The sequence below is a fragment of the Vibrio sp. S234-5 genome, assembly GCF_000960595.1.
In the GTDB taxonomy this organism is placed as follows: Bacteria; Pseudomonadota; Gammaproteobacteria; order Enterobacterales; family Vibrionaceae; genus Vibrio.
Genome location: NZ_JZAM01000384.1, coordinates 1 through 22437, shown reverse-complemented (window position 1 = coordinate 22437; position 22437 = coordinate 1). Strand labels below are relative to the sequence as shown.

Sequence of the window (22437 nt, the reverse complement as noted above, 5' to 3'; positions counted from 1 at the left end):
AAAATCCTCGCTTACACTGGCTGCTTTGTCTCTCACGCTATTGAAACGAGGAATCATGAACGAGCGTCGCGCCCTAGGATTTGGCCTTGCTGCTGTCCTGCTTTGGTCTACCGTGGCCACTGCGTTTAAACTGACTCTGGCCGAATTTTCCCCGATCCAGATGCTCACCATCGCCAGCATGGTCTCGACCATGGCTCTGCTTGTTATCTGTGCGCTGCAAGGCAAACTGGGGCAAGTGGTCAGCACCTTTCTCTCCAACCCTTGGTATTACCTGATGCTTGGGCTGATTAACCCGCTAGCCTATTACCTGATCTTGTTTAAAGCCTATGACCTGCTACCCGCCTCGCAGGCACAAGCGATCAACTACAGTTGGGCGATCACCTTGACGCTGATGGCGGCGGTATTTCTTGGGCAGAAAATTCGCAAGCAAGATTGGGTGGCGTGCCTGTTCAGCTATTTCGGGGTGATTGTGATTGCCACTAAAGGCGATGTGCTCGGTTTGTCGTTTGACAGCCCAACTGGGGTGGCGCTGGCGCTCGTTTCCACCTTGCTATGGGCAGGTTACTGGATTCTCAATACCAAAAACCGCGCCGATCCGATTGTCGGCGTGCTCCTTGGCTTTCTGGTCGCGATCCCTTTTGCACTGGGGCTGTGCGTTTATGAAGGCGCCAAATGGCACGCCATCAGTGTGCAAGGCTGGCTGGCGGTCACCTATGTCGGTCTGTTTGAAATGGGGATAACGTTTGTCCTTTGGCTCTCGGCGCTCAAACAGACCAATAACACGGCGCGCATCAGCAATCTGATTTTTGCTTCGCCATTCATTTCGCTGATGCTACTGGCCACCATCATCGGTGAAGAGATCCACCCGACCACCTTGATGGGGCTAGTGCTCATTATCGCTGGATTGGTGATTCAACAGCTGAAATGGGGCAAAAACAAGCTCGCCACTCGCGATGCCTAACTCCCATGCTTATTTGGCCTACATGGTTAAAATATCGTGGGCCATCTGGCTGCCTTGGCCGCGAATTTGGTCGACGACAAATGCGCGCCCTGGCGAAATGCCGAGCGCAGTTGCGGCGGGATGCTCAGCCAAGTAGCACTGCTTTTCTTCTTCATCCTGCATCGTGTCCCAACAGCGGCTGACATCGCGAGCCAGATAGAGCAAGCAAGCGAGCCGCTTGGCCACTTTCGCTCGTCCGGGATGGTTGATGTTTTCAATCGCGTCTTTCATTTCGAGTGGGAACTGCCACGCTTCGGCCAGCTTCACGCCGAGTTCCACCGCGTCCGTACCCAGCACCTGCCGCTGCGCCGCCAGTGGCTTCATCCCTTGTTCAATGCGTTCGCGGATCATCAGCGCGTGCTCTGGCACTAAGGCGTGAATCATCAGCTCGCCGATGTTGTGCAACACGCCGGTGGTAAAGACTTCGCTACTGTCGAGCTTGGCCTGATCGGCCAAACGGCTGGCAATCATGGCAATATCAAAGGTTTCTGCCCAATAGCTTTTCAGATCGAGCGTTTCTACCTTAGGAAACGCGCCGCAAATGATGGACGAGGAGACCAAAGTGCGCACCGCCTTGGTACCAACCCGCACAACCGCTTCATGGAGATTGTAGATCGGCTGGTTTCCGGCAAAGTAAGCCGAGTTCGCCATACGCAACAAACGCGCACTCAGCACCTGATCCATCGCCAATTTTTGCGACAGTTCAGCAAAGCTGAAATCATCCCGATTCACCATAGCCAAAAGCTCTTGCAACACACTTTCGATACGTGGCAACTCATTGAGACGCGAAATCAGCGCATCTTGCGACATAGCTTTCTCCTTAACATCAGCAGAGTCATTAAATATAGCGCATACAGCCCGATTTAGGACCAAACAACACCTCAAGATACGCAATAAAAAGAACGCCTTAGGCAATAAATTGCTTATTTTGAGACATTCATCGGGCCAGAATAATAGACAAAACTTGCAATTTCACCTTGGGAAAGAGCGGTGAGTTGGTTAGGATATAACCAATTTTATAACATCGTTTGCGCTGATGCGAAACGCGGCTCGGTACGCGCTCGTGCCAGTCGGTTTTTTTCGGGCGCAACCTTGGCCCCCTTTTTTCTGCTGCTATTACCTATGTTTCGCTTCGCTATCTCCCATGACGTACTCGCCAGTTGGAAACAGAAGATCACCCAAGCTTCTGAGTTTCTCGAATGCGACTGCTATTTTTACTCTTTCAGCTACACGGATCAGTGGATGCTCGAGCTCTCCATACCAATGGGCAGCCAAAGCCATTTGGGGGTGGAGATCTACGCCAAACTTGAGCAGTGGCAGGCAGAATGGCCCATAGGTCAAACCGAGGCTCACTATCAAACGGTGAACGATCAGGCGATCGCACTCAGTCCGGTTTGGCTGATCGATCAGCAGTTGTTTGGCGTGTTGATCGCCCGTTGTCGCAAAGCGCAACATGCCGCGCCGATGGCAGTACAACTGTCGGGGCTCGCCGCCATCTTCAGTTTTGAACTGGCGAACTTATATCACCAGCAGCAATTGCGCCATCAAACCGCCGAACTTACGGCCATACCCAAGTTGCAAGATTTTATCGACTGTCTTGAAGATCACACGTGGATAAAAAGTGTCGATGGTAAATATCTCGCCACCAACCAAAGTGTTGAGCAGGCTTGGCAAAAGAGTGGGCTTGAGATTGTCGGCCAAAGCGATTACGAGCTGTTTCCAGAATCCAGAGCGAAGAAGTTTATCGAATCCGATGAGTTGGTTGTGGCCAGCGGCAACCAGCAGGTGGTCGAAGAGTGCTATGTGTTTGATGACCAGCAAAATAAGAGTTGGCTGGAGACGATCAAATCCCCCATTCGTAATCGTCACGGTAAATTGATTGGCATTTTGGGTATGACGCGCAACATCACCCGTCGCAAACACATCGAAACCCAGCTCACGTTAGCATCAAGAATTTTCAACAACTCCCAAGAAGGGATGGTGATCACCGATCACAACGCACGCATTCTCGATGTGAATCAGGCTTTTAGCTCAATAACCGGCTACAGCGCCGAAGAGGTGGTGGGCAAAAATCCCAGTCTTTTGCGCTCCGGTCATCATGATGATGCTTTTTATCAGCAGTTGTGGCAGCAATTGGAGCAACAAGGACAGTGGAAAGGCGAATTTGTCAACCGTCGCAAAGATGGCAGCATTTACCCGCAATTAGCCACCATCAGTGCGGTGCAAGATGAGCTGCACGAGTTGGTCAACTACATCTGCGTGTTCGAAGACATTTCCGCGCGCAAAGCCAATGAAGCCAAGCTAGAGCGCATGGCGTTTTATGATCCGCTCACTGGGTTGCCAAACCGCACACTGTTGGTGAAATTACTGCAGCAGCAGATAAAAAGTGGTGAACAATCTGGGCTGAGTTTTGCCACTCTGTTTCTCGATATCGACCATTTCAAACACATTAATGACAGTTTGGGCCACCTGTGCGGCGACACCCTGTTATCGCAGCTTGGCCGACGCCTGTCAGAAACGTTGCACGGCCGGGCACATATCTCACGGATTGGCGGTGATGAATTTGTTGTACTACTGCCAGATCTGCAAAACGACGAGCAGTTGACTCAAGCGTTGAGCGACATTCTCAAAGTGTTCAACCGCCCCTTTCATCTCTCAGAACAAGAGAGCCTGCGCGTTTCAACCAGCATTGGTATCGCCCGCTTCCCGCAAGATGGCACAGACAGCGAATCTTTGCTGAAAAACGCCGACACCGCTATGTATCTGGCGAAAAAGAATGGTCGCAATGGCTATGCGTTTTACTCGCCAGATCTGACCAATCAATCGCTCTCACGCCTACGCTACCAATCGGCACTGCACGAAGCGCTGGAAAAAGATCAGCTGTTTTTGCTCTACCAACCACAGTTTAATCTTTACGAGTCGCGCTTAGTCGGAATGGAAGCCTTGCTGCGCTGGCAGCATCCAGAATGGGGGCTGATCTCGCCCGCTGAGTTTATTCCCGTCGCCGAGAAAAGCGGGTTGATTCAGGAGATAGGTTTATGGGTTTTGCGTAGCGCCTGCCAGCAAGCGGCAACTTGGCTCAGCCAAGGGTATCGTTTTAGCCACATGGCAGTGAACGTGTCGGCGTTACAACTGCAAAATCCGCATTTTATTAGCGAGTTACAAGATATTTTGCAGGATACCCAACTGCCAGCGAGAAAACTGGAGCTGGAGATCACCGAAGGCTTCCTGCTGCACGATCCGGCCAAAGCCATCCAAGCACTCAATCAGTTGCGCGCGATGGGCGTCGAGATCGCACTGGACGATTTTGGCACTGGCTATTCGTCGCTCTCTTATTTAAAAGGCTTGCCAATCAGCAAGTTAAAAATTGACCGCTCGTTTATCAATGACATTCCCGTCGATAGTGACAGCAACGCCATCGTCAAAGCGGTGATCGCCATGGGCGAAACCTTAGCGCTTACGGTGATTGCCGAAGGGGTGGAGAACCAGCAGCAAGTCGACTACTTGATAAGCCAAGGCTGCTTATTGGGGCAGGGTTTTTATCTCGCTCGGCCACAAGATGCACAGCAAGTGGCTCAATTGATGGTCAGAGAGTAATACTGACCATTTTAACAGGCGTCCTAAACAAGCCAGATTCATTTAGGACGCAGTCCGATTTACACCCACTGCCCCGCGACAAAGCCGCTCGACCAGCACCACTGGAAATTGTACCCACCGAGCCAGCCGGTAACATCCATCACTTCACCAATGAAGTACAAACCAGAGACGGTTTTGCACTCCATGGTTTTCGATGAGAGATAATCGGTATCGACGCCGCCTAAGGTCACTTCCGCCGTGCGATAGCCTTCGGTCCCATTCGGAGCGATTTTCCACTGTTGCAGCGTTTCAATCACCGTTTGCAACTCTTTGCTGTTGTATTGTTTGAGCGGCTTGTCACTCAGCTCATTACGTTCAATCAGTACTTCGACTAAACGCTTAGGTAGCACCTTGGCCAAGGTGTTTTTCATGCTCTGGTTAGGGTGTTTTTCTAGGTTACGCGTCAGCAGTTCATGCAGATCGACTTCAGGCACCAGATTCACGTTCACCGCTTGCCCTGCTTGCCAGTAAGAAGAGATTTGCAGTACCGCAGGACCCGACAAGCCGCGATGGGTGAACAGCAGCGCCTCTTTGAACATGGTGCCGTCCTCTGCGGTGATCTCCGACGGAATCGCGATACCGGAGAGCTCAGCAAACGCTTCTTTGTCCTCTTTGTGCAAAGTAAACGGCACTAATCCCGCGCAGGTCGGCACCACCGGAATGCCAAACTGCTCGGCAATCTTGTAGCCATAAGGGGTAGCACCCAACTTCGGCATCGACAGGCCGCCTGTCGCCACCACCAAAGATTGGCATTCAAACACTTCTGCGCCCGCACGTAGCACAAAGCCTTGCTCGGTTTTTTCAATCTCAGTGAGTTGCACTTGGTAGCGCTGAGTAATGTTGGGTTGATCGCACTCACTGAGCAGCATGTTGACGATCTCTTTCGCGGAATCGACACAAAACAGCTGGCCGTGATCGCGCTCTTCAAATTCAATGCCGTACTTGTAGATCATCGAGATAAAATCCCAATTGCTGTACTGGGAAAGCGCCGACTTAACGAAATGCGGGTTGCGGCATAAATAATTTTTCGCTGACACATCATTATTGGTGAAATTGCAACGGCCACCACCGGAAATGAGGATTTTGCGTCCTGGCTTTTTGGCGTGATCGACCACCAGTACCCGGCGGCCACGACGACCCGCCTCGGCGGCGCACATCAATCCTGCGGCTCCGGCACCAATAATGACGACATCAAACTGTTTACTCATGCTCGTGAATCTCTCTGGCAATAAAAAAGGATGTGCAGTTGGCACATCCTTACTTTTTCGCCGCTATTCTAATGCGAAAGCGGGTTATTTTCCAAGCACTCGCTTACAGAAGAAATGCCGCCAGCAGTGTCACCCCCATCAAGCTGACAGAAAGAACAAACAACTCGCGTACGCGGTCGCATTTGCCAGTAAACACAGGGTCATGATGGTGGTGATATTCGCGGCTTTTTAAATAGTGATAGAGGCGCACCTGCTTGGTGACATTCCCATGTGTGGTGAAAAAGCCGTTGCCATCCACTTGTTGATACAAGAGCGGGTGGGCTTCTCGCATGATGTAGATAAGAGAACGAAGTGCGGTGAGATAACGGGCAAGATTAACGCCAGTCACCACCATGAGCGTAAATTGGATAATATCTGCATTGATCATCTTTTCCTCCCTACATCTTCAACAATGCTCAAGAGAAAAAGACGATCGTCGCCTTTTTTCCCGCTACCGGGAACTTAGCGTCCCGTTACGCAGCTGGAGCATCCATCACTGAAGATGAACCTTCTTTCGCCAGTTGTGCCAGATCTTTGTCGATAAAGAACAGTGCCTTGCCGTCTTCACCCACAAGTTCGATCTTGTCTAAAATCCCTTTAAACAGCTTTTCTTCTTCGTGCTGCTCAGCCACATACCACTGCAGGAAGTTGAAGGTTGAATAGTCCTGACAGGTAAAGGCAAGGTGAGCCAGTTTATTGATTTGTTCTGTGATCATTTTTTCATGTTCGTAGGTTTCACGGAACACTTCGCCCAAGCTCACGAAATCATGTTTTGGTGCAGCGATGGCGCCTAAAATTGGCAGAGCCCCAGTTTCGCTCACATAAGTAAACAAACGCTGCATGTGGCCCATTTCTTCTACCGCATGCGTACGTAAAAACTGCGCTGCGCCATCAAAACCTTTATCTTCACACCAAGCACTCATTTGTAAGTATAGATTGGATGAGAAAAATTCCAGATTAATTTGCTCATTCAGTTGGTCGACCATAGTCTGAGACAGCATGTGGGCTCCTGATATTTTAATGTCTGTGGCCGGCAACTATAACACGAAAAATTCGATAACTCTTTGTTCACTGGATACGGTTCTGAGATCCCAACGGCAAAAAACTGTTCACCTAAGTGCTAATGTTGAACTATACCCAAAGGGGAAAATGATAAAGGAGACCACACCATGAGTTATCAACACATACTGGTTGCCATTGATCTGTCTGACGACAGCAAACTACTGATAGATAAAGCCGTTTCTCTTGCAAAAGCACTGGAAGCCAAAGTTTCCTTTATTCACATTGATGTTAATTATGCCGAACTCTATACCGGCCTTATCGACATCAACATGGCCGAAGCCCAGCACCATGCGATGGAAGCCTCGCGCACCCAACTCACCAATTTGGCGGAATACGCTAACTTTCCCATCACTCATACTTTGGTCGGCAGTGGCGATTTAAGCAATGAGTTGTGCGACACCATTGGCGAATACAATATCGACCTGCTGGTGTGTGGCCATCATCAAGATTTTTGGAGCAAACTGCTCTCTTCTACTCGCCAACTGATCAACTGCTCGCCAGTGGATATGCTGGTTGTACCACTGAAAGAATAAGTTTTGCTTTTGCCGCCCATCGCAAATCGGTAGACTGCGCGAATTGATTAATAATTACTCTCAGTTATGTTTTATCTCAATGCAGTCACCCTACTATGGGCATTCTCCTTTAGCCTGATCGGCGTGTATCTCGCCGGTCAGGTCGATTCTTGGTTCTCTGTGCTGATGCGCGTCGCATTGGCCAGTGTGGTTTTTCTGCCGTTTCTCAAATTCAAAGGGATCAGTAAAACGCTGATCGGCAAACTGATGCTGGTTGGCGCTTTTCAACTTGGCCTGATGTACTGTTTCTACTACCAATCTTTCCTGCTGCTGTCGGTACCGGAAGTGTTGCTGTTTACCGTTTTCACGCCCATTTACGTCACCCTGATTTATGACCTGTTGAAAGGGCGCTTCTCCCCTTGGTACTTGCTCACGGCGCTGATTGCGGTGGCAGGTGCGGCGCTTATTAAATTCTCCACCATTAATGAGAATTTCTTGCTGGGCTTTTTGGTGGTGCAAGGCGCAAACCTTTGTTTCGCCATCGGCCAAGTGGGTTATAAGTTCATCATGGAAAAAGAGTCGCTGGATTTGCCGCAGCATACGGTGTTTGGCTACTTCTACCTCGGTGCGCTGTGCGTGGCATTGGTGGCGTTTGCTCTGCTCGGCAACGTCAATAAGCTACCGACCACTGATGTGCAGTGGGGCATTTTGATTTACTTGGGGCTGATTGCGTCTGGACTGGGCTATTTTGCCTGGAATAAAGGCGCGACTATGGTCAACGCAGGTGCGCTGGCGGTGATGAATAACGCCTTGGTGCCCGCTGGGCTGATTGTCAACATCGTGATCTGGAACCGCGATGTTGACTTGCTGAGGCTTGCCGTCGGAGGCGGAGTTATTCTGCTATCACTGTGGATAAACGAACGTTGGGTGAAAGCGAAAGTCGAGCGCGACTACGCACGCGCAGTCCGTTAATAAAAAAGTTCGTTGATAAAAAAGCCCGTTGATAGAATAGTCCGTTAATAAAAACCGCCCACGACATGTGGGCGGTTTTTTAGCGTCTCACTCAGTGCATGGGCGTCTCTTGGCGCACCGCTTGAGTATGATTCAGCACCCGCAGCACGCCACTGAACTTATGCAACTTGCGCTCAAGCTTCTCTCTTCGTTTCAACTGTTTGGCCTTTTTCTTGGCTAACTTAGCCAGTTTCTTGTGGTACTTACGCTGCTTTTTCAGCGCTTTCTTGGCTTTTTTCAGTTGCTTCTTATTGAGCGAGAGCAAGCTTATGGCAAAGCCGCTTAACGGCGCGCTCACCGAGGCGGTGGCCTCTGCACTCTCCATCGGCAAACTTGGTTTAACCACAATCGGCTCAGGTTGGCTAACTATATGCTCGTTTTTCGGTTCGCTTTGCGCCGCATTATGGCGCAACGCTTTTAACGATGGAATCGCTTGCGGCTTACACAGTGAACCTTTCGCTGCCGACGAACGAGCGCAGGCCCGGCAAAGATATTTGGGCGCGGCGACCAATTGGTGAATTTCCCCCAGTTGATCCGCGATCTCTTTACGGTTCATCTTACAAAAGCGTTTTGCCATGCTACTACTCCAGCGTGCGCGATGTGTATCCATCGTTGATATTTTGAATAATAATAATTCTTACTAAGATATACAGCGCAGCGGAATATTTAGCAAGCGAGTTATCACCGCAAAACGCGCTCCTTTACTTGCCGAGGAGCTAACTCATTGATGCATTAACATAGACGTCAAAACGATTCTTTTTGGTTTCGATCGCCATCGCCGGTTTTTGTCCATCGAGCCACTCTGCATAGTCAGGGCGTTTGACCACGACCCGTTTGCTCGCCAGGGCCAAAGCGGGCGCCAGTAAGGCATCGGCGTCGCTATCGGCGCCCACCAAGGATTGAAACACGCGCATCTCTTTTTTCACCAGCGCACTTTTTTTCTTATTCTCTGGATGCGGGTACATAGGATCGAGATAAACCACGTCCGGACGGACAAAATTCGGATCGCTAACCAGTTGCGTTAATGCATCGTGGCTGGAAGCGTGCAGCAGCGACATACGCTCACTGACCCACGGGCCAATTTCCACATCCTGTTTGGCGCGTTGCAAACCATCTTCCAGCAGCGCCGCCACCACCGGATTACGCTCGACCATCTGCACTTTGCAACCGAGCGAAGCGAGCACAAAGGCGTCTCGACCAAGGCCTGCGGTACCATCGAGCACACTCGGTGTCGCCCCTTTATTAAGCCCTGCGGCTTTGGCGATCGCCTGCCCTTTTCCACCGCCAAATTTGCGCCGATGGCCAACCGCGCCGCCCACCAAATCGACATAAATCGCGCCCAGTTTAGGCTCGTCCAGTTTACGCAATTCCAGCCGCTGCGGTGTCAACACCAGAGCCATCACGCTCTGCTCATCCTGCACCAGTTGCCAGCGAGCAGCGATGGCGTCCAGTTGCGCTTGCATCGTCACGTCTTCACAAATCAGCTGTAGTTGCACTGAAAGCTCCCAGAAAAGTAAGAAAATAATCGCCGCGAGTGTAGCGTAACGCTCACAGAAACCCCAGAGATTGTTGGCTGGCAACGCGCCGTTAACGCTCAAGCTCGGCAAGCAATTCCTCGATCAATTCGCCCAGCGGTTTCGGCTTGCCGATCACGTAACCTTGGGCATAGTCGACCCCGAGTTCCAGCAACCTGTCTATGATGTCTGGATTTTCGACAAACTCTGCCACCGTCTGCTTTTTCATCTGCTGGGCGAGCTCGTTAATCGCGCGCACCATGATAAGGTCCGTCTCATTTTCATGCATATCACGCACGAACATGCCGTCGATTTTGACAATATCCAGCGGCAGCTGGCGCAAGTAACCAAACGAGGAGAGGCCCGAGCCAAAGTCATCCAGCGCGATCAGACAACCCAAAGCTTTGAGCTGGGCAAAAAACTCCATCGCCAGCGCGACGTTTTTCATCGCAGCGGTTTCAGTGATTTCTAAGCACAATCTTTCGCAAGGAATCACACTGTTCGCCAGACGATCGAGCAAGAATTGAATGAACTCCGGATTCCCCATCGAATGACCGGAGAGGTTAATCGAACAGCGCCCCAGACGCGCGACCACCTCTGGCCGCGCTTCCAGCCAATCGAGGGTTTGATTGACCACTTGCTCGTCGATCAGATGGGCGATGTTGTAGCGCTCCGACGCTGGCATAAAAATAGCGGGCGACAGATAACGATTATCACTGTCACGAATGCGCACCAAGATCTCAAAGTGCATTTTTTTACATTCCCGGCTGAGCGGCAAAATGCGCTGGGCGAACAGCTCCAGACGATCGTTGGCCAGCGCATCGTGCACAAGATTGACGCTTTCCATCTCCTGCTGGCGGCGCTGCAACTCTTCGCTATCGAGGCTAAACAGTTGATAGCGGTTGCGCCCAAGCTCTTTGGCGGCGTGGCAGGCGGTGTCGGCTTGAGCGTGGACCATTTGCGGCGAATCGGCGGTGTGGTCGATCATGCGAATGCCAATCGAGCAGGTGAGATTGAGCCGCACCGTCTCCCAGACAAACGGCTCGGCACCTAAGGTGGCGAGAATCGATTTGGCAACACCAATCGCGGTGTGCTCGTTGCTGTCTTTAAGCAGCACGGCAAATTCGTCGCCGCCGAGGCGCGCCAAAACGGCGTTGTGAGGCAACACCTCTTCCAGCATGCTGGCGCAATATTGGATTGCGGCATCTCCCGCATCGTGGCCGGCGGTATCATTGAGCACCTTGAGCTGGTCCATATCAATGTACAACATGGCGTGTACGCGGCGATGGCTTTCGACTTCGCCCAGCGAGCGCTTGAGTTCGATCTCAAACTGGTTGCGATTGTAAGTGTCGGTCAACAAATCGTACTTGGCCTGATACTCCAACTGCGTCGCCAACTGTTTGTTGTGCGAAATGTCTTCGCCGACAATCAACACCTGACCTGATTCGGTTAACGGGCGAATATTTTCCCGCACCCAGACCGCTTCACCATTGGTATGGCGATACTCAATTTCACGCCGCCACACCCCTTTCATATCCGGATCGGGCTGCAATAGTACTTGGCGTGGGTTCATCGCTTTGCTGTCGCAATAAAAATCGTGCAAATGATGGCCGAGCATCGACATTTGTGGATACCCCAACAACTGCTGGGCAAAACGATTGACCTGCTGGATGCGATTGTTGGCATCAAGCGTCACCATCATCACCGGTTGCTGCTCGTAGTAATTACGCAGATTCGATTCGCGCTTGTAGAGTTTATCCTCCATCACTTTACGCGAGGTGATATCGCGCGCTTCAAACAGATAGCGCGGCGCTTTTTTGGTTTGAGAAGAGAAAGGCTTGAGCGACACTTCCAGCACTATCGAGCCTTGTTCGGCGCTCCAGATCTCCGCTTCAAAGGTACTCACCATCGACTCCGAAGAGGCAAAATAGCTCGCTAAACGGGCGCCTGATTCGTCTTCCCAATGCTTGTGCTGCCATAAAGGTCTCTCAAGCGGCATGCCCGGATAAAACAGCAGTGTTTGCAGTTGGCTGTTGCTTGAAATCAGGCAACCGTGCTGATCCAAAATGCCGATGTACTGCAAGCTTTGGTCGAAAATCGATTCGAGGATCAGTTGGCTCTCTCTGGCGAGGCTTTCACTGCGGCGCAAACGGCGCAGATAGGAAACTTGCAACAAAATCACGCCCAGCAGCAGCACAAAGGCGATGCCAACCATGCGGAGCTCGCGGCTATAGCGCTCAAAAAACGGCTCCGGTTTATTGAAAAACACCGAGGCCGATTCTCCTTCCACACCGAGCCCCCAGCGTGCGACCGCTTGATAATCGAGGCGAATATCCGGCTCTCCCACCCTCACTTTGGGCAGTGGCGCGCTTGGATTAACCAGAACGTTGAGTAACACTTCTCCGCTTTCAAAGCCTTGCTTATAGCCACTCTGGATCACCCCACCCACCGCACCATGGCCCACGCCGACATCGTGCACCAGATAAATGGGCGAACGGCTCATTTGGTTGAGCTTTTTCCAGTCGTCATTGCTGGTCAAACGGCCGCTGATATCGCGGTAGTAAGCCCAAAACAGCACCGCATCACTCATGTCCATCCAAGCCGTCTGCTGCGCCAGATCCAGCATATTATCCGGCACCAAGTGCATCACTTTGTGCTGATAGCGCGGATGCTCGGTGAGAAAGCGGTCGATCTGTACGCGCAACGCTTTCCCGCTGATGGAGTGATCCGTCACCACATAGATCTGTTTGACTTGCGGCTGCAAACGCTCAATCAGCGCGATGTTGGCGACTATGTCGGTGTCTTCGGTGAGGCCAGTGGCTTTTAAACCTGCATGCAAACTTGGCTGGTAATCATTAATTCCGCCAAAGATCACTGGCGTATCACCAAGCTGCTCGGCAAGGCGCTGCATCAACGCCAAAGCGATATTGTCGCTGACCACAATCGCGTCAAAACGCTCCTGTTCCAGCTTGGTTTTGTAGAGAGAATAGAGCTGGTTGAGAAAACGGGCGCTTTGATTGCGTTTACTGTCTAAGTAGAGCACGCGCATCGAGATATCACGCTGCTCTAGCTGCTGCGCCAGTCCACGCTGAAACGAGTCGGTCCAGTAAAAGCCTTGATGGTAGGAGTGAACCACCAGCACTTTTTTCTCTTCAGCCGTTGCAAAAGCGCTGCAGCACAGCAGCAGTAAACAGACACAAAAACGCACGCATTCACCTTGTTAATATTCAGTCGATTCAGGCGCAAAGTGCGATTGTGCAAGCTGAGCGACCCTTGTTAGTATTATACCCTTACGGCGGTTAAAAAAGGGACAAAGAATGCAGACAACCAACGCCAAACTGGATGAACTCGACCGAGCGATTTTAAAAACGCTGATGGCGGATGCGAAAACCCCCTACGCCGAGATGGCAAAACAATTTAACGTCAGTCCTGCCACGATTCACGTGCGCATCGAAAAGATGAAAGCCGCCGAGGTGATTGAAGGAACAGAAGTGATCGTCAATACCAAGAAACTCGGCTATGACGTTTGCTGTTTTATTGGCATTAATCTCAATGCGGCGCGTGATTACCACTCGGCACTGCAAAAGCTCAACGCCCTTGATGAGGTAGTGGAGGCTTACTACACCACCGGTGCGTACAACATTTTCGTCAAACTGATGTGCAAATCGATTGAAGAGCTGCAATATGTGCTGATCGACAAACTGCAAGCGATCGACGAAGTGCAGTCCACCGAAACCCTCATCTCACTGCAAAATCCCATCAATCGCAACGTCAACCCTTAACGCTGCCGTTCAGCAAAAAACAAGGCCAGCACTGTGGCTGGCCTTGTGTGAAGTTTTCGCGCTTTATTGAATTACGCCGCAATACCGCAATGACGCAGCAAAGCATCAATTTGTGGTTCACGGCCGCGGAAGCGTTTAAACAACTCCATCGGCTCTTCGCTGCCGCCCATCTCAAGAATGTTGTGCAGGAAGCTTTGCCCCGTTTCAGAGTTGAAAATCCCTTCTTCTTCAAAACGTGAGAACGCATCGGAAGAGAGCACTTCAGCCCACAGATAGCTGTAGTAACCCGCGCTATAACCACCCGCAAAGATATGCCCAAAACTATGCGATGCACGCGCCCATTCGACCGCTGGCAGCACCGCCACTTTCTGTTTCACTTCCGCCAACGTTTCCAGTACACGCGGGCCGACTTCCGGATCGAACTCAGTGTGCAGGGTGAAATCGAACAGACCAAACTCAAGCTGGCGCAAAATCCCCATCGCCGACTGGAAGTTCTTCGCCGCCAACATTTTCTCTAGCATCGCTTTAGGCAGCGGTTCGCCCGTTTCGTAGTGGCCAGAGATAAACGCCAGCGCCTCTTCTTCCCAGCACCAGTTTTCGAGGAACTGGCTTGGCAGCTCAACCGCATCCCAAGGCACACCATTGATGCCAGAAACCGCACCCGTGCTCACTTGGGTCAACATGTGATGGATGCCATGACCGAATTCGTGGAACAGCGTGACCACTTCATCGTGCGTAAACAGCGCGGGCTTATTGCCGATCGGACGGTTGAAGTTACACGTCAGATACGCCACTGGCGTTTGCAGATCGCCTTGCGCGTTAACGCGGCGCACGCGGCACTCATCCATCCACGCGCCGCCACGTTTGTGTTCACGCGCGTAGAGATCCAGGTAGAAACTGCCGCGCAGCGTGCCTTGTGCATCAAAAATATCGAAGAAACGCACCGACTTATGCCAAACATCGACGCCCTGACGCTCTTGCACACTCATGCCAAACACGCGCTTGAGCACTTCAAACAGGCCACTGACGGCTTTGGACTCAGGGAAATAAGGGCGCAACTCTTCATCAGAAATTTGGAACAGATGCTGTTTTTGCTTTTCGCTGTAGTAAGCGATGTCCCACACGTTGAGTTCAGACACACCAAACTCTTGCTCAGCAAACTGACGCAGTTCTTCAACTTCGCGCTCACCTTGCGGCTTGGCTTTGGTGGCCAAATCATTCAAGAAGCCAAGCACTTGTGCTGGGCTCTCGGCCATTTTGGTCGCCAGCGATTTTTCGCTGTAAGCGTTAAAACCCAGCATACGGGCAATTTCATAGCGCAGTTTTAACTGCTCGTTGATGATTTCCGTGTTGTCCCACTTACCCGCGTTCGGGCCGCGATCAGAGGCGCGCGTCACATACGCTTCGTAAACTTCACGGCGCAGCGCTTGGTTGTCACAGTAAGTCATCACTGGCAGATACGACGGTACGTCGAGCGTCAGCAGATAGCCATCCAGCTCTTTCGCTTCTGCCGCCGCTTTGGCCGCCGCCAGCGCGGATTCAGGCATGCCTGCTAGCTCTTTTTCATCCGTGAGGTGCTTGGTCCAGCCCATGGTGGCATCAAGGGTGTTGTTGGAGAATTTCGAGCTCAGCTCCGACATGCGTTTGCTGATCTCGCCGTAGCGATGCTGCTCGTCCGCAGGCAAGCCGATGCCCGACAACTCAAAATCACGCAGTGAATCGGTGATGGTTTTCTTCTGCGCTTGCGTCAGTTTTTGATACTCATCGCTGGCTTTGATGGTTTTGTAAGCTTCAAACAGGCCTTTGTGCTGACCGACCCAAGTGCCGTACTCTGACAGCATCGGCAAGCAGCTTTCATAAGCATCACGCAGCTCATCGCTGTTAACCACCGAGTTCATATGGCTGACGGGTGACCAAATGCGGCTCAGGCGATCATCCACTTCCTCAATCGGCGCAATCACGCTTTCCCAGCTCGGGTTGCTGTTGTCCGCCAACACTTGGTCAATCTTGGCGCGGCAATCGGCAATCGCCTGCTCGACCGCAGGTTTCACATGCTCAGGTTTGATTTGAGAAAACGGAGGCAGATCCGTAAAAGTAAGCAGTGGATTCGACATATAAATTCCTTTTGTTTGGTTCATAGGCGTGACTGGGGCAGCCGCGCGTCCAACGGGCTGCGCGCTTCCATCGACTGTTTTTCAGCCAACGGAGGTAATACGTACTGCATTATGACACTACATATGAGCAACAGGTTCAGATTTCAATACTGTGGAGCAATTTTGTCCGTGCTTAGGCTGAGAGATCCATCAACATCCGCATCACTTGCGTATATAATCACCCTATTCATCCCAGACCACACTCTGCCAAGAGTGTTACGAGAGTGTATTTTGCTGAGTTATCGCCACAGTTTTCACGCTGGCAATCACGCCGACGTGGTAAAGCATATTGTTCAGAGTTTGATTCTGGACGCCTTAAAACAAAAAGACAAACCCTTCGTCTATCACGACACCCATTCCGGCGTGGGTCGCTACGATCTGACGCATGAATGGTCAGAAAAGACGGGCGAATACAAACAAGGCATCGCACGAATTTGGGAGCAAAACAATCTTCCTGAAGATCTTAAAAGCTACCTCGATGCCATCAAGGTGCTGAATAACGGCGACAACTTACGTTACTACCCAGGTTCGCCGCGCGTGGCGCGTGCTCAGTTGCGTGAGCAAGATCGTATGGTACTCACCGAGCTTCACCCAAGCGATTACCCGCTATTGGAACAAGAGTTTCACCGTGATCACCAAGTGAGCATCTACAAAGAAGATGGCTTTTCACGCCTTAAAGCCAGCCTGCCGCCACAAGAGCGCCGCGGTTTAGTGCTGATTGACCCACCTTACGAGCTAGCCAAAGAGTACCGTGATGTGGTGCAAGCGATTTACCAAAGCCACAAACGTTGGGCGACGGGCATCTACGCGATTTGGTATCCGGTGGTCAATCGCTGCGACATCGATGACATGCTGGAAGGGCTTGAAGGGCTCGGCATTCGCAAAATCTTACAAATTGAGCTCGGCGTGTCACCCGACACCAACGAGCGCGGCATGACGGCATCCGGCATGATCGTGATAAACCCGCCGTGGAAGCTGGAAAGCCAGATGCAAGAGATTCTGCCGTTTCTGCAACAAGCCATCGCGCCAGCGACAGGCCACTGGAAAGTCGAGTGGGTGGTACCGGAATAACGGCTGATCGCCCCTCCTCTCTCAGCGCAGCGCCTTAACCGCTGCGCTTTTTTCACCCAACATCGCCACTTAACTCTGCCTCATATTCCTTGAGCGCGAGCTTTTCCGATCCTCTCATCGCTATTTGTCATAAGCATCGTCACTTTTTCCCATTAAGCAAATTGCTAGACTCGTTTTATGATAGGGGGAAAGCGGTGGCATTGACTTCACAACGCGCCACCCCAATCTATGTTGGGCACTCAAAAAATCAATAAGATCTTGGAGAAAGTAATGGCAACGCATTTTGACTATATCTGTATCGGTGGTGGTAGTGGCGGTATCGCATCGGCCAACCGTGCAGCCATGTATGGCGCGAAAGTGGCGCTGATCGAAGCGAAAGACCTAGGCGGCACCTGTGTCAACGTCGGTTGTGTACCGAAAAAAGTGATGTGGCATGGCGCGCAAATCGCCGAAGCGATGAGCCTTTACGCTCCAGATTACGGCTTTGATGTGGACGTAAAAGGCTTCGACTGGAGCAAACTGGTGGAAAGCCGCCAAGCGTACATTGGCCGTATCCATCAATCTTACGATCGCGTGCTCGGCAACAACAAAGTCAACGTGATTAAAGGCTTCGCGAAATTCATCGATGCGAAAACCGTGGAAGTGAACGGTGAGCACTACACCGCGGATCACATCCTGATCGCCGTAGGCGGCCGCCCGACCATTCCAAACATTCCGGGCGCGGAATACGGCATCGATTCCAACGGCTTCTTCGACCTAGCAGAGCAACCAAAACGTGTTGCTGTGGTCGGCGCGGGTTACATCGCGGTGGAAATCGCTGGCGTACTCAACGCGCTTGGCACCGAAACTCACCTGTTCTGCCGTAAAGAATCACCACTGCGCAGCTTCGACCCTATGATCATCGACACCTTAGTGGAAGTGATGGCGGCAGAAGGCCCAACATTGCACACCCACTCGGTACCAAAAGAAGTGGTGAAAGAAGCCGATGGCAGCCTAACGCTTCACCTTGAAAACGGTGCAAGCCAAAACGTTGATCAGCTTATCTGGGCAATCGGTCGTCACCCAGCGACTGACGCCATCAACCTGAGCGCAACCGGTGTAGCAACCAACGAGCGCGGCTACATCAAAGTCGATGAGTTCCAAGCCACCAACGTAGAAGGCATTTACTGCGTGGGCGATATTATGGAAGGCGGCATAGAACTCACCCCGGTTGCAGTGAAAGCAGGTCGTCAGCTTTCTGAGCGTCTGTTCAACAACAAGCCCAACGCGAAAATGGATTACGATTTGGTCCCAACCGTGGTGTTCAGCCACCCACCAATCGGCACCATCGGCCTGACCGAGCCAGAAGCGATCGCCAAATACGGCGAAGAGAACGTGAAAGTGTACCAATCTGGCTTTACCGCGATGTACACAGCAGTGACGCAACACCGTCAGCCATGCAAGATGAAGCTCGTATGTGCGGGTGAAGATGAGAAAGTGGTCGGCCTGCACGGCATCGGTTTCGCGGTGGACGAAATGATTCAAGGTTTCGGCGTGGCGATGAAGATGGGCGCCACCAAAGCCGATTTCGATTCTGTTGTGGCTATCCACCCAACCGGTTCGGAAGAGTTTGTTACTATGAGGGGTTAGTGTAGGAAAAGCATCTTACACACGTAAATAACTCTGGAAAATAATCAATCACTGTCCATACTATATGCATGGACAGTGATATTTTTCAGGATGATTTATGACATACCTTGTGTACTCTAGCGATGTATTTAAAGAGACTGAGCTACGAAAGCTGGATGATGGCACATTCCATTGTCAACCAACCAATGACAACATCGGTTCACTACCAACCCTTTTTTATCAAAATGGCATATTCAATTACGAAGCCAACAGCTACCTTTTTTATCTAAAGGCAATAAAGAAGGCAGAAGATCTATCTCCCTGCGCTCAGGCATTACGTGCTTACTATCAATTTCTTGAAGACAATGGGTTAAATTGGGATAACTTCCCTCCTGTTAAACGCCTCAAACCAACCTACCTTTTCCGCTCCCACCTGCTCAAGCAAATCAAACAAGGTGAACTTGCACATAGCACGGCTAGTGTTCGTATGAATCAAATCGTCAACTACTATAAATGGTTGATGCACGACGGCTATCTATGCATAAAAAACGAGAAGGAAGCCCCGTTCAAAATGGAGTTTGTTTCTATTCAGAATAATGGGACTCTTGCTCATATATCTCCAACCTTCACTATTGAGACTAGTGATTTGCGCATAAAAGTACCAAGAGATGCAGATAGCAAAAATATCAGACCACTATCCCCATTAAGTATTGATGCTCTTAGTGTTTTAACTCATCACCTTCTGCGAACATCTGAAGAGTTGCGATTACAATCTTTGCTCGCTATAGATACTGGTATGCGGATTGAAGAAGTGGCAACCTTCACATTAGATGCGTTAGATACCGCAATTCCACTTGCGGAAAGCCAATATCGCTTCGAAATGCTGTTATGTCCCCGCTCTACAGGGGTACAAACCAAGTTTCTAAAAACTCGGACGGTTGAGATTTCATCGAACTTGCTCCAGTTATTGAATCAATATCGAGTTTCAGAGCGCCGTCTTAAGCGTGTTGCCAAACTCAATGAAAAAATAGAACAGCTAGACAACGAAGTCCCCCCTTTCACCCAAAAAAAAATTGAATTACTAGATCGCAGTAAACGTCACGAACCACTTTTTATAAGCCAACAAGGTAATCCCGTCACAGGAAAGATCATTGAGTCTCGCTGGGTTGAATTCAGAGCAGAAATAAGGCAAGCAGAACCATCATTTTCTCACCGCTTCCATGATTTACGCGCCACCTATGGTACTTATCGTCTCAATGATTTACTCGAAGCTAATCTGCCCGTTGTTGAATGTATGGAGCTTTTGATGGGTTGGATGGGACATAAAAATGAGAGCACCACTTGGAAGTATCTACGCTTCCTAAAGCGTAAAGAAGCATTTAAAGTCAAGTTTGGCATCCTCGACAGCATTATGCACGAAGCGCTTGGAGGTGAAGATGAGTAAGGTTATATATCTGAGTGACTGGAAACATGAGTTGTGCATTCAGCTAAATACGTCAGATCACAATCTTGCAGACTTTAATCGATTATTAGTAAAAGGGTGCCCTTCTACGAGGCTATTACAGCAAGGTGGTAAGTTCGAGAGTGCCAACCGTGAGCACTTTATTCTTCAGTTAAAGCACAAGTTCGATGAAGAAATTCAAGAAGGTGCTAGCCACAATACGCTTTACTACACTTTTAAAGAAACCGCTAGTTACCTCTCGTGGAGTGATGCAGAAGGTATCATCACCTTCACCCAGTCTTCGTTGGAGCGATACATGTCTTTTCTGCAAAATAGAGTTATGTTAGGTAGCTTAAAGAGAAGCACTTATAAAAAGCTCCGCAGCCAAATGGTCAAACTGTTTGTTAGATATCTTGAACTACCAAGTCACTACTTTGACAATATCATCGTAATGGATAACAAAGATACCGAGTCTTTTGAAGCCTATACTCGTAGCGACTTAAATCAGCTTCTGCCATTTTTGCGACAAGTATTCAAACAGACCTACAAGCAGTTAATTGAAAACCCTGACAGACATATAAACGCCCACAGCAACCAACAAACCATGACATTCGAGTGGAAAGGCGAGCAGTATTGGTTGTGTGCTGGTATTTCCAAAATGATGTGTGCTGCAACCTTCATTTTGGCTTACTACACCTATACTAACACCAGTGACCTGTTCCAGCTAAAACAACCCAGTAACGCTTCAATGTCCATGGGCGAAGAGTGGTATACCATGCCTGCCTTCAAGCGCCGTGCATTTAAAACCATACAAGTAGAAATGGGTGGTCATGAACTGGATATTCCCAAGTATGCTTTAAATTTTTTCGACAACTTGCTCAATGCATCAAGAATAATTCGCTCAGATAGCAAAGCAATGCTGCTCCAAACAGTCGTTTCCGAAAGAGTGCAACCGCTGTCCTCGTCAACACTGCAAAGTTTCTTAAAAATATGGGTCGAAAAACATTTTACCTTTATAGACCAAACAGGTCGCCGATTACGTCCCGTAATCAGCCGTTTTCGTGAAACGGGCACCCAATTAACTGCTTATCATCAGGGTGAAATGGTTAACGACATTATGCTGAATAACACGCCACAAACCCGTAAACGCAACTACAGCAAAGGGAACAAACTGGCAAATAACGGTATGATGCAAGATACCATTTCTATTCGGGAAGAACAGATCAAAAGCGGAGTCAATTCCCAGCAAGCTAGGGAAAATCTTAGTATTAAGGTGCTAGTCATTGAGGACGAAAACAAGATTAGATATCCCGAATTAAGCCGCACTGCCAACGGCGGAAGCTGCACTACACCATTCGGGAAAAAATCAGAAAAGTACACCAAGAAAGCTAAAGCACAAGGACTACTGGCGAAGGAAGGAGAGAAACTGGCGTGCGCTGACCTCCTGGGATGCTTTGGTTGCGCAAGCCAAGCTATCGTACAGTCAATCTCAGACATCTGGTGCCTGCTCTCATTTAAAGCCTGCATTGAGGAATCTCTTTACTTTCATTTAGATGCCAGTCATTACCGAAAAAACTTTGAAGCCATCGTACAGTTCATCGAACAAAACATACTTCCAAACCTCAGAAAACGGATATTGAGACAAGCCGAGGCCAAGCTTAATGATGATGGCTTACATCCTGCTTGGGATAGTAGCGAGTCCGTTCTAGCTTTAATCCCAAACTTAACTGACGAGATAAAATAATGGATACCAGTCATCTTTACTTACCCGACTTTCCTCAGCAGCATAAGGTCAAGGATGTGGATGTTGTTGCTCTCTATCATGAGGGGCGATTTGATGAGTTGGATGCAGTTGTCATCTGCAAAGATGAAAATGGCAACGTTACTGCCACCTTTGGGCAAAGTAACTGGGATTGTTTGCCGTTTTCTCGAAAAAGAACGAACAACAACTTGAGTGCAGTTGAGTTCGATGCATTTCCTCAACTGCAACGAGAACTGAAACTCATCACATTTGGATGGCTATTTAATAAAAATCCAAAACAGAGAAGGGCATCGAAATTTAGTGGTATACGATCAAATTTCAGCAAGATAAAAACAGCCTATAGATTTTTAGCAGAAAACAATCATAGTTCGCTTAAAGCCCTTAGCACCCCTTCTGTATGGCTTCAGTTTGAGAGTTTCCTACAAAAAAAAGACTATGCACAACGAACAATTGAGAACGTATTTGTTTCCATTAATGCCGTAATACATGACGCATATTGGCACAAACTAGAGTAAGCGCATCATAAACCCCGCATTCTAATCGTCTAGCCCGAATAATAAGATCAAACCTCCAACCCAAAGGAGATTTGAAATGGCCAAACGACGCACTAACCAAGAATGGCGAACCCTGTTCGAACA

The 22437-nt window shown here is 49.9% G+C and carries 18 protein-coding genes; 10 read left to right on the top strand and 8 right to left on the bottom strand.

The annotated features are described in order from the left end of the window. The first annotated feature begins 55 nt into the window (after positions 1 to 55). On the top strand, positions 56 to 961 hold the full coding sequence (locus UF06_RS21720; RefSeq protein ID WP_045572330.1) for a DMT family transporter: 906 nt from the start codon (positions 56 to 58) through the stop codon (positions 959 to 961). Between the two features lie 18 nt (positions 962 to 979). Here UF06_RS21720 and UF06_RS21715 read toward each other — a convergent pair whose 3' ends face one another. After that, positions 980 to 1810: an HDOD domain-containing protein gene (locus tag UF06_RS21715; protein ID WP_045572329.1), complete on the bottom strand. Its 831-nt coding sequence runs from the start codon at positions 1808 to 1810 to the stop codon at positions 980 to 982. 312 nt (positions 1811 to 2122) lie between these two features. On the opposite strand from UF06_RS21715, the gene UF06_RS21710 reads away from it, so the two are divergent. Continuing rightward, positions 2123 to 4597, top strand: coding sequence for an EAL domain-containing protein (locus UF06_RS21710; protein ID WP_045572406.1), 2475 nt, complete (start codon positions 2123 to 2125; stop codon positions 4595 to 4597). A 59-nt stretch (positions 4598 to 4656) separates the two neighbouring features. Here UF06_RS21710 and UF06_RS21705 read toward each other — a convergent pair whose 3' ends face one another. The 3 genes from UF06_RS21705 to ftnA form a co-directional block, all read right to left on the bottom strand. Beyond that, positions 4657 to 5844: an NAD(P)/FAD-dependent oxidoreductase gene (locus tag UF06_RS21705; protein WP_045572328.1), complete on the bottom strand. Its 1188-nt coding sequence runs from the start codon at positions 5842 to 5844 to the stop codon at positions 4657 to 4659. 103 nt (positions 5845 to 5947) lie between these two features. Further along, positions 5948 to 6271 carry a universal stress protein UspB gene (uspB, locus tag UF06_RS21700; RefSeq protein WP_045572327.1) on the bottom strand — a complete coding sequence of 108 codons (324 nt, stop codon included), beginning with the start codon at positions 6269 to 6271 and terminating at the stop codon, positions 5948 to 5950. A gap of 85 nt (positions 6272 to 6356) precedes the next feature. Continuing rightward, positions 6357 to 6884 (bottom strand): non-heme ferritin, encoded by a 528-nt coding sequence (gene ftnA / locus UF06_RS21695; protein ID WP_039433695.1) that lies wholly within the window; start codon positions 6882 to 6884, stop codon positions 6357 to 6359. A 168-nt stretch (positions 6885 to 7052) separates the two neighbouring features. On the opposite strand from ftnA, the gene uspA reads away from it, so the two are divergent. Together uspA and UF06_RS21685 are read left to right on the top strand one after the other, a co-directional pair. Next, entirely contained in the window at positions 7053 to 7478 is a 426-nt protein-coding gene (gene uspA / locus UF06_RS21690; RefSeq protein WP_039422571.1) for a universal stress protein UspA, read from the top strand. 66 nt (positions 7479 to 7544) lie between these two features. Beyond that, entirely contained in the window at positions 7545 to 8429 is an 885-nt protein-coding gene (locus tag UF06_RS21685) for a carboxylate/amino acid/amine transporter (RefSeq protein ID WP_045572326.1), read from the top strand. 91 nt (positions 8430 to 8520) lie between these two features. On the opposite strand, the gene UF06_RS21680 is transcribed toward UF06_RS21685, so the two are convergent. The 3 genes from UF06_RS21680 to UF06_RS21670 all read right to left on the bottom strand — a co-directional run bounded on the left by UF06_RS21680 (position 8521) and on the right by UF06_RS21670 (position 13190). Further along, entirely contained in the window at positions 8521 to 9045 is a 525-nt protein-coding gene (locus UF06_RS21680) for a hypothetical protein (protein ID WP_045572325.1), read from the bottom strand. Positions 9046 to 9184: 139 nt separating this feature from the next. Continuing rightward, on the bottom strand, positions 9185 to 9964 hold the full coding sequence (locus UF06_RS21675) for a class I SAM-dependent methyltransferase (RefSeq protein ID WP_039462382.1): 780 nt from the start codon (positions 9962 to 9964) through the stop codon (positions 9185 to 9187). 91 nt (positions 9965 to 10055) lie between these two features. Further along, positions 10056 to 13190, bottom strand: coding sequence for an EAL domain-containing protein (locus tag UF06_RS21670; RefSeq protein WP_045572324.1), 3135 nt, complete (start codon positions 13188 to 13190; stop codon positions 10056 to 10058). A gap of 109 nt (positions 13191 to 13299) precedes the next feature. On the opposite strand from UF06_RS21670, the gene asnC reads away from it, so the two are divergent. After that, complete coding sequence (gene asnC, locus UF06_RS21665) at positions 13300 to 13764, top strand: transcriptional regulator AsnC (protein ID WP_039422561.1); 465 nt, start codon at positions 13300 to 13302, stop codon at positions 13762 to 13764. Positions 13765 to 13835: 71 nt separating this feature from the next. Here the strand turns inward: asnC and prlC are convergent, their stop codons facing one another. After that, positions 13836 to 15878: an oligopeptidase A gene (prlC, locus tag UF06_RS21660; protein ID WP_045572323.1), complete on the bottom strand. Its 2043-nt coding sequence runs from the start codon at positions 15876 to 15878 to the stop codon at positions 13836 to 13838. Positions 15879 to 16148: 270 nt separating this feature from the next. On the opposite strand from prlC, the gene UF06_RS21655 reads away from it, so the two are divergent. From UF06_RS21655 to UF06_RS21635, 5 genes are all read left to right on the top strand, one after another. Next, positions 16149 to 16988: a 23S rRNA (adenine(2030)-N(6))-methyltransferase RlmJ gene (locus tag UF06_RS21655; protein WP_045572322.1), complete on the top strand. Its 840-nt coding sequence runs from the start codon at positions 16149 to 16151 to the stop codon at positions 16986 to 16988. 270 nt (positions 16989 to 17258) lie between these two features. After that, entirely contained in the window at positions 17259 to 18617 is a 1359-nt protein-coding gene (gene gorA / locus UF06_RS21650; RefSeq protein WP_045572405.1) for a glutathione-disulfide reductase, read from the top strand. Positions 18618 to 18714: 97 nt separating this feature from the next. Further along, positions 18715 to 20040 (top strand): site-specific integrase, encoded by a 1326-nt coding sequence (locus UF06_RS21645; RefSeq protein WP_045572321.1) that lies wholly within the window; start codon positions 18715 to 18717, stop codon positions 20038 to 20040. Next, entirely contained in the window at positions 20033 to 21781 is a 1749-nt protein-coding gene (locus UF06_RS21640) for a hypothetical protein (RefSeq protein WP_045572320.1), read from the top strand. The genes UF06_RS21645 and UF06_RS21640 overlap by 8 nt, the downstream gene beginning before the upstream one ends. Continuing rightward, complete coding sequence (locus UF06_RS21635; RefSeq protein WP_045572319.1) at positions 21781 to 22314, top strand: hypothetical protein; 534 nt, start codon at positions 21781 to 21783, stop codon at positions 22312 to 22314. Before UF06_RS21640 ends, UF06_RS21635 begins: the two co-directional genes overlap by 1 nt. Positions 22315 to 22437 lie beyond the last annotated feature (123 nt).

Coding starts and splice junctions, on each gene's coding strand:
- UF06_RS21680 (WP_045572325.1), bottom strand. CDS start 9,045: ATGGCAAAACGCTTTTGTAAGATGAACCGTAAAGAGATCGCGGATCAA.
- UF06_RS21640 (WP_045572320.1), top strand. CDS start 20,033: ATGAGTAAGGTTATATATCTGAGTGACTGGAAACATGAGTTGTGCATT.
- asnC (WP_039422561.1), top strand. CDS start 13,300: ATGCAGACAACCAACGCCAAACTGGATGAACTCGACCGAGCGATTTTA.
- UF06_RS21685 (WP_045572326.1), top strand. CDS start 7,545: ATGTTTTATCTCAATGCAGTCACCCTACTATGGGCATTCTCCTTTAGC.
- prlC (WP_045572323.1), bottom strand. CDS start 15,878: ATGTCGAATCCACTGCTTACTTTTACGGATCTGCCTCCGTTTTCTCAA.
- UF06_RS21720 (WP_045572330.1), top strand. CDS start 56: ATGAACGAGCGTCGCGCCCTAGGATTTGGCCTTGCTGCTGTCCTGCTT.
- gorA (WP_045572405.1), top strand. CDS start 17,259: ATGGCAACGCATTTTGACTATATCTGTATCGGTGGTGGTAGTGGCGGT.
- UF06_RS21705 (WP_045572328.1), bottom strand. CDS start 5,844: ATGAGTAAACAGTTTGATGTCGTCATTATTGGTGCCGGAGCCGCAGGA.
- UF06_RS21710 (WP_045572406.1), top strand. CDS start 2,123: ATGTTTCGCTTCGCTATCTCCCATGACGTACTCGCCAGTTGGAAACAG.
- UF06_RS21645 (WP_045572321.1), top strand. CDS start 18,715: ATGACATACCTTGTGTACTCTAGCGATGTATTTAAAGAGACTGAGCTA.
- ftnA (WP_039433695.1), bottom strand. CDS start 6,884: ATGCTGTCTCAGACTATGGTCGACCAACTGAATGAGCAAATTAATCTG.
- UF06_RS21635 (WP_045572319.1), top strand. CDS start 21,781: ATGGATACCAGTCATCTTTACTTACCCGACTTTCCTCAGCAGCATAAG.
- uspB (WP_045572327.1), bottom strand. CDS start 6,271: ATGATCAATGCAGATATTATCCAATTTACGCTCATGGTGGTGACTGGC.
- UF06_RS21715 (WP_045572329.1), bottom strand. CDS start 1,810: ATGTCGCAAGATGCGCTGATTTCGCGTCTCAATGAGTTGCCACGTATC.
- uspA (WP_039422571.1), top strand. CDS start 7,053: ATGAGTTATCAACACATACTGGTTGCCATTGATCTGTCTGACGACAGC.